Source organism: Streptomyces sp. L2 (genome assembly GCF_004124325.1).
GTDB lineage: Bacteria > Actinomycetota > Actinomycetes > Streptomycetales > Streptomycetaceae > Streptomyces.
Genome location: NZ_QBDT01000001.1, coordinates 186,851 through 203,263 on the forward strand (window position 1 = coordinate 186,851; position 16,413 = coordinate 203,263).

Annotated in this window: 14 protein-coding genes; 7 read left to right on the forward strand and 7 right to left on the reverse strand. The window is 72.8% G+C overall.

Translation table 11 applies throughout. The annotated features are described in order from the left end of the window. Positions 1-18: 18 nt before the first annotated feature. The gene (locus tag DBP14_RS00805) at positions 19-2,760 is read left to right on the forward strand and encodes a SpoIIE family protein phosphatase/ATP-binding protein (RefSeq protein WP_164992224.1); all 2,742 of its coding nucleotides are present in this window, start codon (positions 19-21) and stop codon (positions 2,758-2,760) included. Between the two features lie 81 nt (positions 2,761-2,841). Here the strand turns inward: DBP14_RS00805 and DBP14_RS00810 are convergent, their stop codons facing one another. Both DBP14_RS00810 and DBP14_RS00815 read right to left on the reverse strand, forming a co-directional pair. Then, entirely contained in the window at positions 2,842-3,078 is a 237-nt protein-coding gene (locus tag DBP14_RS00810; protein WP_129305125.1) for a hypothetical protein, read from the reverse strand. Between the two features lie 125 nt (positions 3,079-3,203). Continuing rightward, positions 3,204-5,051, reverse strand: a complete 1,848-nt coding sequence (locus tag DBP14_RS00815; protein WP_129305126.1) for a glycoside hydrolase family 15 protein — start codon at positions 5,049-5,051, stop codon at positions 3,204-3,206. Positions 5,052-5,242: 191 nt separating this feature from the next. Here DBP14_RS00815 and DBP14_RS00820 point away from each other — a divergent pair, with 191 nt between their 5' ends. Further along, on the forward strand, positions 5,243-5,449 hold the full coding sequence (locus DBP14_RS00820) for a hypothetical protein (RefSeq protein ID WP_129305127.1): 207 nt from the start codon (positions 5,243-5,245) through the stop codon (positions 5,447-5,449). Positions 5,450-5,596: 147 nt separating this feature from the next. Beyond that, positions 5,597-7,003: a Si-specific NAD(P)(+) transhydrogenase gene (gene sthA, locus DBP14_RS00825; protein ID WP_129305128.1), complete on the forward strand. Its 1,407-nt coding sequence runs from the start codon at positions 5,597-5,599 to the stop codon at positions 7,001-7,003. An 81-nt stretch (positions 7,004-7,084) separates the two neighbouring features. Here the strand turns inward: sthA and DBP14_RS00830 are convergent, their stop codons facing one another. From DBP14_RS00830 to efeU, 4 genes are all read right to left on the reverse strand, one after another. Beyond that, a complete protein-coding gene (locus DBP14_RS00830) occupies positions 7,085-7,564 on the reverse strand; it encodes a DUF5709 domain-containing protein (RefSeq protein ID WP_129305129.1) in 480 nt (159 codons plus the stop codon). An 82-nt stretch (positions 7,565-7,646) separates the two neighbouring features. Then, complete coding sequence (locus tag DBP14_RS00835; RefSeq protein WP_206739180.1) at positions 7,647-8,798, reverse strand: HoxN/HupN/NixA family nickel/cobalt transporter; 1,152 nt, start codon at positions 8,796-8,798, stop codon at positions 7,647-7,649. Between the two features lie 170 nt (positions 8,799-8,968). Beyond that, positions 8,969-10,231 (reverse strand): iron uptake transporter deferrochelatase/peroxidase subunit, encoded by a 1,263-nt coding sequence (efeB, locus tag DBP14_RS00840; protein ID WP_129305130.1) that lies wholly within the window; start codon positions 10,229-10,231, stop codon positions 8,969-8,971. 56 nt (positions 10,232-10,287) lie between these two features. Next, positions 10,288-12,357, reverse strand: coding sequence for an iron uptake transporter permease EfeU (gene efeU, locus DBP14_RS00845; RefSeq protein ID WP_129305131.1), 2,070 nt, complete (start codon positions 12,355-12,357; stop codon positions 10,288-10,290). A gap of 213 nt (positions 12,358-12,570) precedes the next feature. On the opposite strand from efeU, the gene DBP14_RS00850 reads away from it, so the two are divergent. The 4 genes from DBP14_RS00850 (at position 12,571) to DBP14_RS00865 (ending at position 15,382) form a co-directional block, all read left to right on the forward strand. After that, entirely contained in the window at positions 12,571-13,230 is a 660-nt protein-coding gene (locus DBP14_RS00850; RefSeq protein WP_129305132.1) for a DedA family protein, read from the forward strand. After that, positions 13,227-13,832 carry a phosphatase PAP2 family protein gene (locus tag DBP14_RS00855; RefSeq protein WP_129305133.1) on the forward strand — a complete coding sequence of 202 codons (606 nt, stop codon included), beginning with the start codon at positions 13,227-13,229 and terminating at the stop codon, positions 13,830-13,832. Before DBP14_RS00850 ends, DBP14_RS00855 begins: the two co-directional genes overlap by 4 nt. Continuing rightward, positions 13,829-14,533 carry a phosphatase PAP2 family protein gene (locus DBP14_RS00860; RefSeq protein ID WP_129305134.1) on the forward strand — a complete coding sequence of 235 codons (705 nt, stop codon included), beginning with the start codon at positions 13,829-13,831 and terminating at the stop codon, positions 14,531-14,533. The genes DBP14_RS00855 and DBP14_RS00860 overlap by 4 nt, the downstream gene beginning before the upstream one ends. A gap of 81 nt (positions 14,534-14,614) precedes the next feature. Continuing rightward, on the forward strand, positions 14,615-15,382 hold the full coding sequence (locus DBP14_RS00865) for a class I SAM-dependent methyltransferase (RefSeq protein ID WP_129305135.1): 768 nt from the start codon (positions 14,615-14,617) through the stop codon (positions 15,380-15,382). Between the two features lie 20 nt (positions 15,383-15,402). On the opposite strand, the gene DBP14_RS00870 is transcribed toward DBP14_RS00865, so the two are convergent. After that, a complete protein-coding gene (locus DBP14_RS00870) occupies positions 15,403-16,350 on the reverse strand; it encodes a lysylphosphatidylglycerol synthase domain-containing protein (protein ID WP_129305136.1) in 948 nt (315 codons plus the stop codon). Positions 16,351-16,413 lie beyond the last annotated feature (63 nt).

Sequence of the window (16,413 nt, forward strand, 5' to 3'; positions counted from 1 at the left end):
CAGTGTAGACATGGGCTCATGGTGCGACTGCCCGGCCGGCCCGACACGCGGCCGCCTCGCTCGTTCGGGCATCCGCGTGCGTCGCTCGGCGCGCGGCAGCCGGACGGGAGCGGCGCGAACGGCTCGCGTCCGGGGGTGCTGCGTTCAGCGGTGAGCGGGCGCAGCGTCGCCGGGCAGGTGTTCGTGCTGCAGGTGGTGATCGTGCTGCTGCTGGTCGTGTCGGCGGTGGTGGCGCAGGTGCTGCAGGTGCGGCACGACAGCGACCTGGAGGCCCAGAACCGCTCGCTCGCCGTCGCGGTGACGTTCGCCAACGCGCCCGGCACGGTGGCGGCGTTGCGGGCGCCGGATCCGACGGCCGTGCTGCAGCCGCGCGCGGAGGCCGCCCGCAAGGCCTCCGGGGTGGACTTCATCGTGGTGATGAACACCGACGGCATCCGCTACACGCACCCGAAGCCGGACCGCATCGGCAAGAAGTTCGTGGGGACCATCGGGCCGGCGCTGGCCGGGGGCACGGTGGTGGAGCACATCAACGGCACCATCGGGCCGCTGGTGCAGGTCGTGGTGCCGGTGAAGGACTCCGCCGGCAAGGTCGTGGGGCTGGTGTCGTCCGGCATCACCACCGCGCACGTGGGCGGCGCGGCCGACCAGCAGCTGCCGCTGCTGCTGGCGGCGGCCGCGGCGGCGCTCGCGCTGGCCACGGCGGGCACGGCGCTGGTCAGCAGGCGGCTGCTGCGCCAGACGCGCGGCCTCGGGCCGTACGAGATGACCCGGATGTACGAGCATCACGACGCGGTGCTGCACGCCGTCCGCGAGGGTGTGCTGATCGTGGGCGGCAACGGCAGGCTGCTGCTCGCCAACGACGAGGCGCAGCGGCTGCTGGACCTGCCGCCGGACGCCGAGCGGCGGCATGTGCTGGATTTGGGCCTGGACGAGGAGACGGCGGGCCTGCTGTCCTCGGGCCGGGTGGCGACGGACGAGGTGCACCTGGTCAAGGACCGGCTGCTGGCCATCAACCAGCGCCCCACCGACCTGCGCGGCGGGCCGCCCGGCAGCGTCACCACGCTGCGTGACTCGACCGAGCTGCGGGCCCTGTCGGGGCGGGCGGAGGTGGCGCGCGAGCGACTGAACATGCTGTACGACGCCGGGGTGGGCATCGGCACCAGCCTGGACGTGACCCGCACCGCGGAGGAGCTGGCGGAGCTGGCGGTCCCCCGGTTCGCGGACTATGCGACGGTGGACCTGTTCGACGCGGTGCTGGGCGGCGAGGAGCCCAAGCCCGGCACGGCGCTGCGCCGTACGGCGTCCACGGGTGTCCGCAAGGACGCCCCGCTGTATCCGGTGGGCAAGCGGATCCGGTTCGTGGCGACGTCGCCGCAGGCGCGCAGTCTGACCACCGGGCAGTCGGTGGTGGAGTCCCGGCTGCGGGAGGCGGCCGGCTGGCGGGCGCAGGACCTGGAGCGCACCGAGCAGGTCGTCGGGTACGGCATTCATTCGCTGCTCACGGTGCCGCTGCGGGCGGGCAGCCTGGTGCTGGGGGTGGCGAACTTCTGGCGGGCGGACAAGCCGCAGCCGTTCGACGGGGAGGACCTGGCGCTGGCCGAGGAGCTGGTGGCGCGGGCGGCGGTGTCGATCGACAACGCCCGCCGCTACACGCGCGAGCACAGCATGGCGGTCACGCTGCAGCGGAGTCTGCTGCCGCGGTCGCTGCCGGAGCAGGGTGCGCTGGAGATCGCGTACCGCTATCTGCCGGCGCAGCTGGGGGTGGGCGGCGACTGGTTCGACGTGCTGCCGCTGTCCGGGGCGCGGGTGGCGCTGGTGGTGGGTGACGTGGTGGGGCACGGGCTGCACGCGGCGGCCACGATGGGCCGGCTGCGCACGGCGGTGCACAACTTCTCCTCGCTGGACCTGCCGCCGGACGAACTCCTCGGGCTGCTGGACGAACTGGTGGGCCGGATCGACCAGGACGAGACCCCGGCGGACGGTGCCGCGGCGATCACCGGGGCGACCTGCCTGTACGCGGTGTACGACCCGGTGTCCCGGCGCTGCACCCTGGCCCGGGCCGGGCATCCGCCGCCGGCGCTGGTGCGGCCCGACGGCAGTGTGGAGTTCCCGGACCTGCCGGCCGGGCCGCCGCTGGGCCTGGGCGGGCTGCCGTTCGAGACGGCCGATCTGGAGCTGGAGGAGGGCAGCCGGCTGGTGCTGTACACGGACGGGCTGGTCGAGGACCGCGACCGGGACATCGACGTCGGTCTCGACCTGCTGCGTGACGCGCTGCGCCGGACGCCCGGCGCTTCTCCGGAGGAGACCTGCCGTACGGTGCTCGACCGGCTGCCGGCCCGGCCGAGTGACGACGTGGCGCTGATCGTCGCCCGGACCCGGGTGCTGGGCGCCGACCGGGTCGCCGAGTGGCAGGTGCCGTCGGATCCGGCGGCCGTGTCCGAGATGCGGGCCTCGGTCACCCGGCAGCTGACCGACTGGGGCCTGGAGGAGCTGACGTTCACCGCGGAGCTGATCCTGAGCGAGCTGGTCACCAACGCGATCCGGTACGGGCGCGGCCCGATCGGGGTACGGCTGCTGCTCGACCGGACGCTGATCTGCGAGGTGTCCGACAGCAGCACGACGTCGCCGCACCTGAGGTACGCGGCGAGCACCGACGAGGGTGGCCGGGGCCTGTTCCTGGTGGCGCAGCTCGCGGAGCGCTGGGGCACTCGCTACACCCCGCACGGGAAGATCATCTGGGCGGAGCAGCCCCTGCCCTGAACGCCCGCGCGGACGCAGGCGCCGGGGGCGGTCCGGGCCGCGGGTTCACCGAGGTCCCGGACCGCCCCCGAGCGGTGGTGGTCAGTTGCCGCCGATGCGGGAGCTCAGCAGCCGCTTGCCCAGCTCGGCGCCCTTGCGGCTGTCCGCCTGGGCCTTGCGGAACAGGTCCACGACCTCGTCGTCCTTGTCGCGCTCGGCGTCCTGGATGTACTGCTCCAGGCGCAGGGAGTTGCTCAGGCACGCCTCGACGTACCAGATGAGGTTGTAGTCCTTGTCCCGGGTGCCGGTGACCTCGCCGGTCTCGCTGGTGCTCGTCATTCGGGGTCTCCTCCTTCTGCCGACCCTGGCGATTTCTGCTCGGGCAGGACCCCGGGTACCCGTGCGGTCAGGGGGCACACGGCGCGGGCCGGGCGGATGCCCGGCGCCCGGCGGGGGCGCGGCCGTCAGCCGAGGGCGCGGTCCAGGTTGAAGGCGGCGCTGATCAGGGCGAGGTGGGTGAACGCCTGCGGGAAGTTGCCCTGTTGCTCTCCGGTGCGGCCGATCTCCTCTGCGTACAGGCCGAGGTGGTTGGCGTAGGTGAGCATCTTCTCGAAGGCGAGCCGGGCCTCGTCGAGCCGGCCGGCCCGCACCAGCGCCTCGACGTACCAGAACGAGCAGATGGAGAAGGTGCCTTCGTCGCCGCGCAGTCCGTCGGGGCTGGCCTCGGGGTTGTAGCGGTAGACGAGGGAGTCGGAGACGAGTTCCCCGGTGAGGGCGTCCAGGGTGGACAGCCACTTGGGGTCGGTGGGGGCGATGAACTTCGCCAGGGGCATCATCAGCACCGAGGCGTCCAGGACGTCTCCGTCCTCGTGCTGCACGAAGGCGCCCCTCCGCTCCGACCAGCCGCGGTCCATGATCCGCCGGTAGATCGTGTCGCGGGCCTGTCGCCAGCGCGGCAGATCGGCGGGCAGCCCGCGCCGGTTGGCCAGCCGGATGGCGCGCTCCACGGCCACCCAGCACATCAGGCGCGAGTACAGGAAGTTCTTGCGGCCGCCGCGGGTCTCCCACACGCCCTCGTCCGGCTGGTCCCAGTGGCCGCACACCCAGTCGACCAGCCGGCACACGTCGTCCCACTGGCCGCTGGAGATGGGCTGGGCCCACTTGTCGTAGAGGTAGACCGAGTCGATCAGGGCGCCGTAGATGTCGAGCTGGAGCTGGCCGGCGGCGGCGTTGCCCACCCGGACCGGGGCGGAGCCGCGGTGGCCCTCCAGATGGGTCAGTTCGCGTTCGGGCAGGTCGGAGCGGCCGTCGATGCCGTACATGATCTGCAGCGGGCCCAGGGCGGCGCCGTCGCCGGGGCTGATGTGGGTGGTGAGGAACCGCATGAACGCCTCGGCCTCGCCGCTGAAGCCGAGGCGCAGCAGCGCGTACACGCAGAACGCGGCGTCCCGGATCCAGACGTAGCGGTAGTCCCAGTTCCGCTCGCCGCCGGGCTGTTCGGGGAGGCTGGTGGTGGGGGCGGCGACGATGGCGCCGGTGGGGGCGTAGGTGAGCAGTTTCAGGGTGAGCGCGGAGCGGTGCACCATCTCGCGCCAGCGGCCCCGGTAGCGGGACTGGTGCAGCCAGCGCCGCCAGTAGGCGACCGTCGCGTTGAACTCCCGCTCGGCCTCCGTGCGGGGGCAGCCGCGCGGGCTCACCTGATCGCCGACGAGGTCGAGGGCGAACACCGCACTCTCCCCCTCGCCGAGCTTGAAGGCGGCCCGCGCGTCCTGCCCGTCGTGGTCCAGCGGGACGGTGGAGGTGAGGGCCAGGGAGCGCCGGGCGGACTCGAAGAGGATCATGCCGCCTTGTGCGCGCAGGGTGTGCGGGTCGGCGCCGTAGCCGAAGCGCGGGGCGACCAGGCTCCTGAACGGCACGGTGCCGCGGACGCAGACGACGCGCCGGATCAGCCGGTGCCGGCCCTCCTCGCCCGGCAGCTCGTCGCCCTGGCCGGTGACGGGCATGAAGTCCTGGACCTCGCCGACGCCGTCCTCGGTGAAGAAGCGGGTGATCAGGACATTGGTGTCGGGGAAGTAGAACTGCTTGGTGCGGGCCGGTACGGCGGCGGCGAGTTCGAAGCAGCCGCCGCGGTCGGCGTCCAGCACGGCCGCGAAGACGCTGGGCGCGTCGAAGGACGGGCAGCAGTACCAGTCGATCGTGCCGTTGGTGCCGACCAGGGCGACGCTGCGCAGGTCGCCGATGAGGCCGTGGTCGGCGATCGGCAGGTAGCGGGGAGCGCCGGCCGGATCCTGCGGGAAGGGCGTCTCGGCCATCGCTCGGGCCTCCCTGGTGCGGGGTGCTGTCTCCAGCGTAGGGGGGAGGTTTCCGCCCGGCGCGGCCAGGAACCCGGACCGGTCCCGGGCCCTTCCGGATGCGGGGCGTGGCCGGGCGGGGAATCGTGAGAGTGTGCCCCGTTCGGCGGCACCGGCACGGATGCGGTCATCCGGACCGAGGAGGAGGCATCATGGCGACGTCAACACCCGAAGAGTCCCGGTCGTCCGGCGACCACTGCACCCCCGACGCCCTGCTCCACTCCGCTCCCGCCCGGGGCATCAGCCCTGAGGACCTGGTGATGGCGGCGGGCAGGGACGTCACCCCGGCCAACCTGGACTGGGCGCGCCGCAAGCTGGAGACGGAGGGGCCCTCGGCGGTCGAGAAGCTGCTGCCGTAGGGGCACGAAAGCGGGGGCGGGAGCAGGGCGGGGCGTGTGCGGCGGACGCGTGGCGGTGCGTCCGCCGGCACGTGAGGGGACGGCGGGTCCAAGGCCGTGCCCGCCGCTCTCTTCCGGCGGGGCACCCGGGGCTGCCAGACTCCCGGGATGCCCGACTTCGACTTCGACATGCTCGTCATCGGATCCGGTCCCGGCGGCCAGAAGGCCGCCATCGCCGCGGCCAAGCTGGGCCGCCGGGTGGCCGTCGTCGACTCCCCCGACATGGTCGGCGGTGTCTCCCTGCACACCGGCACCATTCCCTCCAAGACCCTGCGCGAGGCGGTGCTGTACCTGACCGGTCTCACCCAGCGCGATCTGTACGGGCAGAGCTACCGGCTCAAGGAGGACATCACCGTCGCCGACCTGACCGCCCGCACCCGGCACGTGGTCGGCCGCGAGGTGGACGTCATCCGCAGCCAGCTGTCCCGCAACCACGTGACCCTGCACGCCGGCACGGGCCGGTTCACCGACCCGCACACGGTCGCCCTGACCGACGCCGGAGGCCGGGAACGGCAGTTGAGCGCCGAGCACATCGTCATCGCCACCGGCACCCGGCCGGCCCGCCCCGACACGGTGGAGTTCGACGGGCGCACCATCATGGACTCGGACAACGTGCTCTCACTGGAGCGGGTGCCGCGCTCCATGGTGATCGTGGGCGCCGGCGTGATCGGCATGGAGTACGCGAGCATGTTCGCCGCGCTGGGCAGTAAGGTGACGGTGGTCGAGAAGCGGCCCGGCATGCTGGACCTGTGCGACGTCGAGATCGTGGAGTCGCTCAAGTACCATCTGCGCGACCTGGCCGTCACCTTCCGGTTCGGAGAGACCGTGGCAGCCGTCGAACGGCATCCCCGGGGGACGCTCACCGTGCTGGAGAGCGGCAAGAAGATACCCGCGGACACGGTGATGTACTCGGCGGGCCGGCAGGGGCTGACCGCCGGCCTCGACCTGGACAAGGCGGGCCTCACGGCGGACGCGCGGGGCCGGATCAAGGTCGACGAGCACTACCGCACCGAGGTGGAGCACATCTACGCCGTCGGTGACGTCATCGGCTTCCCGGCGCTCGCCGCGACGTCCATGGAGCAGGGGCGGGCCGCCGCGTACCACGCCTGCGGGGAGCCCGTCGGGCGGATGCACAACCTCCAGCCGATCGGGATCTACACGATCCCCGAGATCAGTTTCGTCGGGCGGACCGAGGACCAGCTGACCGAGGACTGCGTGCCGTTCGAGGTCGGGATCGCGCGGTACCGGGAGCTGGCGCGGGGGCAGATCATCGGCGACTCCCACGGCATGCTGAAGCTGCTGGTGTCCCCGGAGGACCGCAGGCTGCTCGGCGTGCACTGTTTCGGGTCGGGGGCGACCGAGCTGATCCATATCGGGCAGTCGGTGATGGGGTGTGGGGGGAGCGTGGATTACCTGGTGGACGCGGTGTTCAACTATCCGACGTTGGCGGAGTCGTACAAGGTCGCTGCGCTGGATGCTACGAATCGGCTGCGCCAGCTGGGGCGACTGGACTAGTACCGGTTGACTGTGGCTTGTCGCGCAGTTCCCCGCGCCCCTTAGGTGGGACCACCCAGGTGGGCTGAATCGCGGCCTGGCTCACCGGTTTGGTTCTTCCGTGACGTGTACGGCTGCTTCCTCCGCGCCTGCCGCTCCGCCGTCGATGCCTACGTCTCGGGCTGTCTCGTCCTTCGTGGTGTCGGGGTGGGCGCCCTCGTCCGGGGCTACGAGGCGGCCGGCGCGGGATTCGCCGGACTCGGGGTCCACCGGTTCGCCCTCGCCGTCGGGGAGGTCGCCGATGCCGTCGCCGGCGGGTGCGGTGGTGTCGGGGACCTCCTGGTGCAGGCGGTCGTCCAGGGTCTCGCCCTCGTGCTGTTCGGCGGCGGTGGTGCCGTGCTTGGTGACGCCGAGGGGGCGTTCGGGCGGCGAGTAGCCCTCGTCCAGGACGTCGTCGTAGGTGCGCTCGCCGACCGCGTCCTGGAGGTCCAGCGGGGCGGCGTCCTCCTGCTCCTCGTTGGTGCCGGTGGGCTGGTAGGCGTCGTCCGCCATGGGGGTCTGCTCGGCCTGCTGGTCGCTCATCGCCGGCTCCTTCTCGGCTCGGGGTCGGACCCGGTCCGCGTTTCCCGGAGCGCGGTGCCTAACCCTGCCGCCGGTGGCCGGGTCAGTCGGCCGGGGCGTGGGCCAGGGACGCCGTCCACTTCTCCTCGATGCGGCCGGCCTTCCAGACGACCAGGGCGATCGCCCAGGTGACGAAGAAGAGGCCGACGATGGCGAAGCCGACCGTGTTCAGGTCGAGGCCGGCGATCCAGTTCCAGAACGCGCCGTGCAGGCCGAGCTTCTGGGCGAGCAGGCCGAGGAGTTCGACGGTGCCGATGAGGAGGGCGACGGCGACGGACAGGCCGGTGATGGTCAGGTTGTAGTAGACCTTGCGGACCGGCTTGGAGAACGCCCACTCGTAGGCGAAGTTCATGAACGAGCCGTCGATGGTGTCCAGCAGGGACATGCCGGCCGCGAACAGCACGGGCAGGCACAGGATGGCGTACCAGGGCAGCCCGGAGGCGGCGCCCGAACCGGCGAGCACGAGCAGCGCGATCTCCGTCGCGGTGTCGAAGCCCAGGCCGAAGAGCAGGCCCAGCGGATACATCTGCCACGGCTTGGTGATCGACTTCATGACGCGGCCGAGCAGCCGGTTCATGAAGCCCCGGTTGTTCAGCTGCTGCTCCAGGGCCGCCTCGTCGAAGTCACCGGAACGCATCCGGCGGAACACCTTCCAGATGCCGGCCAGGATGACGAGGTTGATGGCGGCGATGACGTAGAGGAAGGTCCCGGAGACGGTCGTACCGATCAGGCCGGTGACGTCGTGCAGCCGGGAGTCGTCGTTCTGGACCGGTCCTGCCAGGGTGCGCACGCCGAGGGAGAGCAGCAGGGCGAGGCCGAAGACGATGCTGGAGTGGCCGAGGGAGAACCAGAAGCCGACCGAGAGCGGCCGCTGCCCCTCGCCCATGAGCTTGCGGGTGGTGTTGTCGATGGCCGCGATGTGGTCGGCGTCGAAGGCGTGCCGCATGCCCAGGGTGTACGCGGTCAGGCCGATGCCGACGCCGAAGGACTGGGTGCCGACGCTGTAGTGCTGGGGCGCCACGATCCCGACCAGCGTGCCCCAGCCGATGACGTGCAGCGCGAGGACGAACGCGGCCATCGCGCCGGCCCTGGTCCACTCCTGGCGCGTCATGGAGCCGCGGACGCGGTGCCAGGCCGAGCGCTTGGTGCCGGCCTGGGCGGGGAGGGACGGAGCGGGACCAGGGGCGGCCGTCATCGTGAGGGTGTCCTTCGGTGGTACGGGTACGGCTGCGTCGACCAGCCTGATGCCATCTTCCCGTACTTGCAACTCATGTGCAGTAAAGCGCGCGCCCGGCCTTTCCCATGAGCGGGAAAAGCCGGACGACGGGTGGGGGGGCGGCGGACGGCGGGTGGCGAGTTCGGCGGTCAGGCGGAGAGCAGGCCCCGGCCGAGCCAGTCCTTGGCGTCGCGCACGCCGGGCAGGGCGAAGAAGTAGCCGCCGCCGGTCGGGGAGATGTAGTCGACGAGGGGTTCGTCGATCAGCCGGGTCTGCACGGCCTCGAACTGCCGCTTGAGGTCCTGCTGGTAGCAGCAGAAGACCAGGCCCATGTCGAGGTCGCCGACGTTGTCCACGCCCCGGTCGTAGTTGTAGCCGCGACGCAGCAGGCGGGAGCCGTCGGTCTTCGGGGTGCGCGGGTTGGCCATGCGGATGTGGGAGTCCAGCGGGATGACGGTGCCGTGCGGGTCCTTGGCGTAGTGCGGGACGTCGGTCTCCTTGGCGCCGTCGAGCGGGGCGCCGGTGTCCTTGCGGCGGCCGAACATCTTCTCCTGCTCGGTGAGCGAGACCCGGTCCCAGAACTCGACGAGCATGCGGATGATCCGGATCACCTGGTAGCTGCCGCCGTGTGTCCAGGCCGGCTCGCCCTGGCCGTCGCCGACCCAGATCAGCCGGCTGGTCTCGCGGGGCGAGGTGACGTCGGGGTTGGCGATGCCGTCCTTGAAGCCGAGCAGGTTGCGGGCGGCGCCGGTGGGGCGCGGGGCGTTCTGGAAGCCGTCGACGCGCCATTTGATCTGCAGGGCGCCCCGGGTGTGCCGGGTCAGGTCGCGCAGGGCGTGCAGGACGGTGTCCTGGCTGTTGGCGCACAGCTGGAGGGAGAGGTCGCCGTGGCACTCGGCGGGGTTCAGGTTGTCGTTGGGGAACGTCCGCATCGGGGTGAGCCGGAGCGGCCTGGCCCTGGCGAGGCCGTAGCGGTCGTCGAAGAGAGAGGCGCCCACGCCGACGGTGACGGTCAGGGCGTCCGGCGGCACCTGGGGGCCGAGGAGGCCGTTGTCGGAGGGCGGCGCGCCGACGCCGAGGTCGGTGGGGGTGCCGCCGGCGGTGAGGAAGCGGGCCCGCTCGGTGAGGGTGCGCAGCAGGCCGGCGAGGTCTTTGCGGTTCTCGGCGATGACGTCGAAGGAGACGAAGGTGGCCGCGGCGGGCGCCGCGGTGACGATGCCGGCCTGGTGGGTGCCGTGGAAGGGGACCTCGGCGCTGCTGTCGTCGCCACCGCTGTCCGCCCGGGCCGGGCCGGCGCTCGCGCCGAGGGCGAAGCCGCCGCCGGCCAGGACCGCTCCGGCGGCGCCGGCGCCGAGCGCGCCGCGCACGAACGAGCGGCGGGCCGGGCAGGCCGGGGTTTCGGCAGTGGGCATCGGGGGGTTCCCTTCAGGCTGGTGCGGGCGCTGCGGTGTCGGGTACGGGGCGGGCATCAGGCGGATTTCCTGACCTCGAGGAGGTCGGGGACCGGGGCGAGGTCCTCCAGGAGTTGCCCGGTGGCGCCGTCGACGCGCTGCCGGCCGGGGCTGCCGAGCCGGTCGACGGGGGTCCAGTGGGTGCCGTCGTGGGCGGCGTCCAGGAGCTTCTGGAGCCGGGCGATGTCGGCGTCGACCGTCGGGAGGAGCTTCGGGGCGCGGGGGGTGAGCAGGGGCTTGAGGACGGTGAGCAGTTCGCGGGTGCCGGCCAGGTTGGCGTCGGCGGTTGCCAGGTTGGTGCCGCTGCCCATGTCGGTGTCGCCGGTCAGCTCGAACTGGAGGGTGTTCTCCAGGATCTCGTGGGCGCGCAGCGGCAGGTCGCCGGGGTCGAAGGGCTGTGTGGGGAAGGCGGTGCGCAGGCCGGCGGCATCGGCGGCGAGCCGGTCGGCGGGGGCGCGCAGGTCCTTGGCGGACTCGCCGTGCCACAGGCCGTACTCGATCCGCAGGAAGCCGGTGAAGTCCTTGTCGTGGACGCCGCCCGGGAGTCCGTCGGGGCGGCCGTCGATCTTCTGGTCGTAGTCCTGGAAGGTGCCGTAAGCGGCGCCGAGGGAGGCGTAGGTGCGGTGGGCGGTCAGCCAGTCGGTACGGGCCTGGTCGAGGTGGCCGCCGGCGATGTCGCGGTCGAGGGTCCGGGTCTGGGTGACGAGGGTGCCCAGGCCCTGTTCGACGTACGCCTTGTACGCCTTCAGGGGCGCGGCGAGGTCCTGTTCGGAGACGGGGACGACGGGTTTGGCGCCCCTGCCGCCCGTGACGCTGACGGACTTCGAGGTGACGGGCTCGCCGCCGGTGGGGACGCAGCGCCAGGCGTAGGTGCCGCCCGCGACGGTGGCGACCAGGTCGCGGGTGGTGCCGGGGGCGAGGCCCTCGATCTCGCCGTAGACGGCGTTGGTCGCCGGGTCGATCAGGTAGACCTCGGAGGTCTTGCCGCCGGTGTTGTGCATGCGGAAGGTCTGCCGGCCCGGTTCGGGCGCGGTGAAGCCCTGCCCGCAGTCGGTCGGGGAGACGGCGACGGTCTGGTCGCCGGCCGGCTTGGGGCCCGAGAGGGCGACGACGGCTCCGGCCACCACGGCGGGTACGGCGACCACGGCGGCCGGGACCACCCAGCGGGGGCGGGGTGAGCGGGCGGGCTTCGGTGCGGGGGCCGGCTTTTCCGCCTCGGGGGCCGGTGTGGGCGCGGGCTCTTCGGCCTTCGGCGCCGCAGCCGGCTTGGGCGCGGTGGTGCGGACCCCGCGGATGAACAGGGTCATGACGATGGCGACGTAGGCGACGTAGGCGACGATCTGCAGCCAGGTCATGGCCGGTGTCAGGTTGAGGACGCCCTGGAGCAGGGTGCTGTACCAGGAGCCGGCGTCGACGCTGTTGGAGAGGTCGAACGCGAAGGCGGCCTTGCCGGGGAGGACGCCGCCCTCCTGGAGGTCGCGCAGGCCGTAGCCGAGGACGCCCGCGGCGATGACGATGAGGACGGCGCCGGTGGCGGTGAAGAACTTCGTCAGGTTGATCTTCAGGACCCGCCGGTACAGGCCCCAGCACAGGACGGTCGCGAGCACGAGGCCGATCCCGGCGCCGGTCAGCGGTCCGGCCGACTCGCCGGCGGCCTGGGCGGTGGTCCACAGGAACAGCGCGGTCTCCAGTCCCTCGCGGCCGACGGCGAGGAAGGAGGTGAGGACCAGCACCCCGGAGCCCATGGCGAGCGCGCCGGTCACCTTCTCCTTCAGCTCACCCGAGAGGTTTCGGGCGGAGCGGCGCATCCAGAAGACCATCGCCGTGACGAAGGCGACGGCGATCACGCTGAGGGCGCCGCCGAACGCCTCCTGGGCGGTGGTGGGCAGGGACGCGGCGGTGAAGGTGAGGACCGCGCCGAAGCTCATCGCGACGGCGACGGCGGCGAGGACACCGGTCCACACTTGGGGCAGCCGCTGCCGGGCACCGGCCCGGACCAGGGTGGCGATCAGGATGGAGACGATCAGTCCGCCTTCGAGTCCCTCCCTCAGTCCGATCAGGAAACTCGGAAACGCGTCGTCCCACATGCCCTGCGACCCTCCCTACTTAGTGAAGGCATGCCTTACCTTCGATGACCATCATGACTACGGGGGTGTAGTCGGCCGGTCATGAGGCGGCAATGTCCGGGCAAAAGCCGGGAACGCGGCCCGCCCGCCGTTCGTCTACAGTTCGGTAGACCGTCTACAAATCCGTAGTCGGATGTTGCCGGGAACCACCTGTCACCGAAGGAAGGGCGTGCGATGACCGCTCCCCCACCCCTGCCGTCGCAGCTCGCTGTGAACGTGCTGGACGCGCATTCCCTGCTGGCCGCCTTCGGCGTGCTGGGCGTCGGCGTGGTGCTGTTCGCGGAGACGGGTCTGCTGATCGGCTTCTTCCTGCCCGGTGACTCCCTGCTGTTCACGGCGGGGCTGCTCTGCACGGGTTCGTCGGACAGCGGGGTGCACCTGTCGCTGGGGCCGCTGCTGGTCGCGGCGGCCGTGGGGGCGCTGGCGGGGGCGCAGTGCGGGTTCCTGCTCGGCCGGAAGGCGGGCGGGGCGCTGCTGGCCCGGAGCAGATCGGCCCGGCTGCACGAGGGGGCGAAGCGCGCCGAGGAGCTGCTGGAGAAGTACGGGTACGCGAAGGCGATCGTCCTGGCCCGCTTCGTCCCGGTGGTGCGGACGGTGCTGAACCCGATGGCGGGCGCCCTGGAGGTGCCGGCGCGGACGTTCACGCTCTGGCAGGTGACCGGCGGCCTCGTGTGGAGCCTGGGCGTCACCCTCGCCGGGTACGTGCTGGGGTCGTCCGTCCCGAACATCGACACGTATCTGCTGCCCGTGATCGCGCTGATCGTGTTCGTGTCGCTGCTTCCGGTCGCGCTCGAACTGCTGCGCTCCCGCAAGGCCGCCAAGGAGGCCCGATGACGACGCTCGCGCTCACCGGTGGGGCGGTCGACGGACCGCTGTACCGGGACGTGGTGGACCTCGCCCACCGCTCCCCCGGCTGGGTGGACGACACGGTGACGGTGTGGTCGGCGTACGGGCTGGCGGTGTTCGCGCTGTTCATGCTCGTGGGCTGGTGGCGGGCCCGCCGGGTCGGCTCCTCCGCGGCGGTGACGGCGCTGGCCGTTCCCCTGGCCGTGGTGCTGGCGTACGGCGCGAACTCGGTGGTGAAGCTGCTGGTGCGGGAGGACCGGCCCTGCCGGCACCTGACCTTCCGGACGCTGGAGGCGTGTCCGGCGCAGGGCGACTGGTCGTTCCCGAGCAATCACGCGGCGATCGCCGCGGCGGCCGCGGTGGCCCTGTTCTTCGTCTCCCGGCGGCTCGGCGCCGTCGCGACCGTCGCCGCCTGCGCCATGGCGGCGTCCCGGGTGTGGGTGGGCGTCCACTACCCGCACGACGTCGCGGTAGGCGCGGTGGTCGGCGCGCTGGTGGCCTTCGTGGTGATGACGGCGGTACGACGGCTGCCGCTGGAATTCGAGCGGTGGCTGTCGGCGAGCTGGCTGCGCCCGCTGCTGGTGTCATGAACCGCAGGCACGTGGCGGAGGCCGCGGGCAGCCTCGGCCTCGGGGCCTGGGCGGCGTTCGGGGTGCTGACCATGGTGGTGGCCGGCCGCAACGGCGCGCCGCTGTTCCTGGACCACGGGCTGCTGTCCTGGTCCGTCGGCCACCGCCCGCCCCCGGCGGTGGCCGCGGCCCGCGGTCTGACGGCCACCGGCACCGGGTTGATCCCCTACGTGCTGGTGCTGCTGGCCGGGCTGCTGGTGGGCGGCACCCGGGCGCAGCGGCTGACGGCCGCGCTGCTGGGCGGGGCCTGCCTCGCGACGGGCCAGGCCGTGCGGTACGGCGTGATGGAGCTGGTCGCCCGCGTCCGCCCGCCCGAGCCGGACTGGCGGACCCATGCCTCGAACTGGTCGTACCCGTCCGGGCACACCACCACGGCCGCGCTGACGGCCGGACTGGTGATCCTCGCGATCTGGATACGGGCGCCCCGTGGCCGTACGGTGTTCTGCCTGGCCGTCGCCTGCTGGGGCGCCGGCGTCGGCCTCACCCGGATCTACCTGGGCGTCCACTGGTCCACCGATGTCCTCGGCGGCTGGCTGTTCGCCTCCGGCTGGCTGGGCCTCTGCCTGTGCGCGGCGGCCTGGTGGCTGCCCTCGGGATGCGTGACGGGACCACCGAGAGCGAGAGCCGGCGACCGCACGGACGCGGCGGGCGAACCGGTGTGAAACCCTCCGGGCGGCGAAGGCGCCCGGACCGCTCGGAAATGGAGGAGCGCGGGCGACTCGGCTCGTGTCAGGCTGCCGGGCATGTCTGAACGCGCGTTGAGCTTCGGAGCGGTGGCGGAGTCGTACGAACGGTTCCGGCCGGGGTATCCCGCGGAGCTGTTCGGCATGGTGATGTCGTACGCGGGCCGGCCGGTGCGGACCGCCCTGGAGATCGGCGCGGGGACGGGCAAGGCGACGCGCCTCTTCGCGCGGCGGGGGATCACGGTCACGGCCACCGATCCCGACGCGGCCATGCTGGCCGAGTTGCGCAAGCACGTACCGGCGGACGTCCGCACGGTGCGGGCGGCCTTCGAGGACCTGCCGCCGGGCGAGAGGTATGGGCTGGTCTACGCAGCGGCGTCGTTGCACTGGACCGCACCGGACCGCCGGTGGGAGCGTATGGCGGCGCTGCTGGTGCCCGGCGGCGTCTTCGCCTCGTTCGGCGGGGCCCCGCACCTGGCCGACCCGGCTGTCGAGGCAGCCGTGCGTGCGATGCGGGCGCCGTTCCTGGACAGCGATGACATCCCGTCACCGGACGGGACGTCGCCGGGGCACGGCATGCGGTGGCCGGGTACGGAACTCCGGCGGTCCGAGTGGTTCACCGACGTCCGGCAGACTGTGGTCCGACGACGTCTGACGCTGAGCCCTCGCGACTACGTCGGTCATCTCTCCACCGTCTCGGCCTACCTCCTGCTCCCGCCCCCGGAGCGGGAAGAGGTGTTCCGGCGTATCGGGCAGGGGGTGGGCGAGCAGGTCGAGTTGATTGCCGACGTCACCGTGCATCTCGCCCGTCGGCGCCAGGAGCGGTGACACGCCGCCGGCCGGCGTGGTCACAGCGCCCGGCGGCGGACCAGTACTCCGAGGACCAGCAGGCCCGGCAGCAGGGGGAGCCATACCGTGAGGAGGCGGTAGCCGATGACCGCGGAGGCGGCCGCCGAGGCGGGGGCGCCGGCCGTGGTCAGGGCGAAGGCGAGGGCCGCGTCGAGGGAACCGAGGCCACCGGGGGTGGGCAGCAGGGCGGCCGCGCTGCTGGCGGCGAGGTAGAGCAGCGCCACCTGGAGCGGGGGCAGGGCGAGGCCGACGGCCTGGGTGACGGCGATGACGACCGCGGAGTGCAGCAGGGCGAAGAGCAGCGAGCCGCCCCACAGGGCCGCCGCGCGGGCCGGGCACGCGTGCACGGCCCGGATGTCGGCCATGGCGCCGGTGACCACGCGGCGGCAGCGGGGCCACAGGGGGCCGGCCAGTATCGCCGCGAGGAGGACGGCGGCGCCGAGGACGGCGGCCAGTGCGGCCGGGGAGACGTGCGGGACGCTCAGCAGCCCGGGGCACGCGGGCGCGAGCGCGGCGATCAGGGCGAGGCGGACCAGTCCCCCGGCGGTGGTCTTGACGGCGACCGCGCCGGCCGCCCGGCATGCCGGGAGTCCGCAGCGCATCAGGAAGCGCAGGTTCACCGCGCCCGCGCCGAGCCCGGCCGGCAGGACGTGGTTGGCGGCGGACGCGGCGAACTGCGCGGCGACGAGCCGCCGGGCCGGCAGCCGCAGGGTGACCGCGCCCTGCTGGGCGAGCGCCGACGCCGCCCATGTGCCCGAGGCCGCCGTCGCGCCGACGAGCAGCCAGCCCTGGTCGGCGACGGCCAGCCGCACCGCGCCGGTCTCGACCGCCGGCCAGTGCCGCCGGGCCACGTAGACCGCGCAGAGCAGGAGCGTGAGGCAGCCGGCGAGGTGCCAGCACACGCGCCGCCGCCGGAGCGCGCCGACCACCTCGACGGGCGCCGTCATGCCCCACCCCGCGCGCGCCGGAGCGCGCCGGTGCCGTCCGCGGCGCGGGGCGGTGGGGCGTCG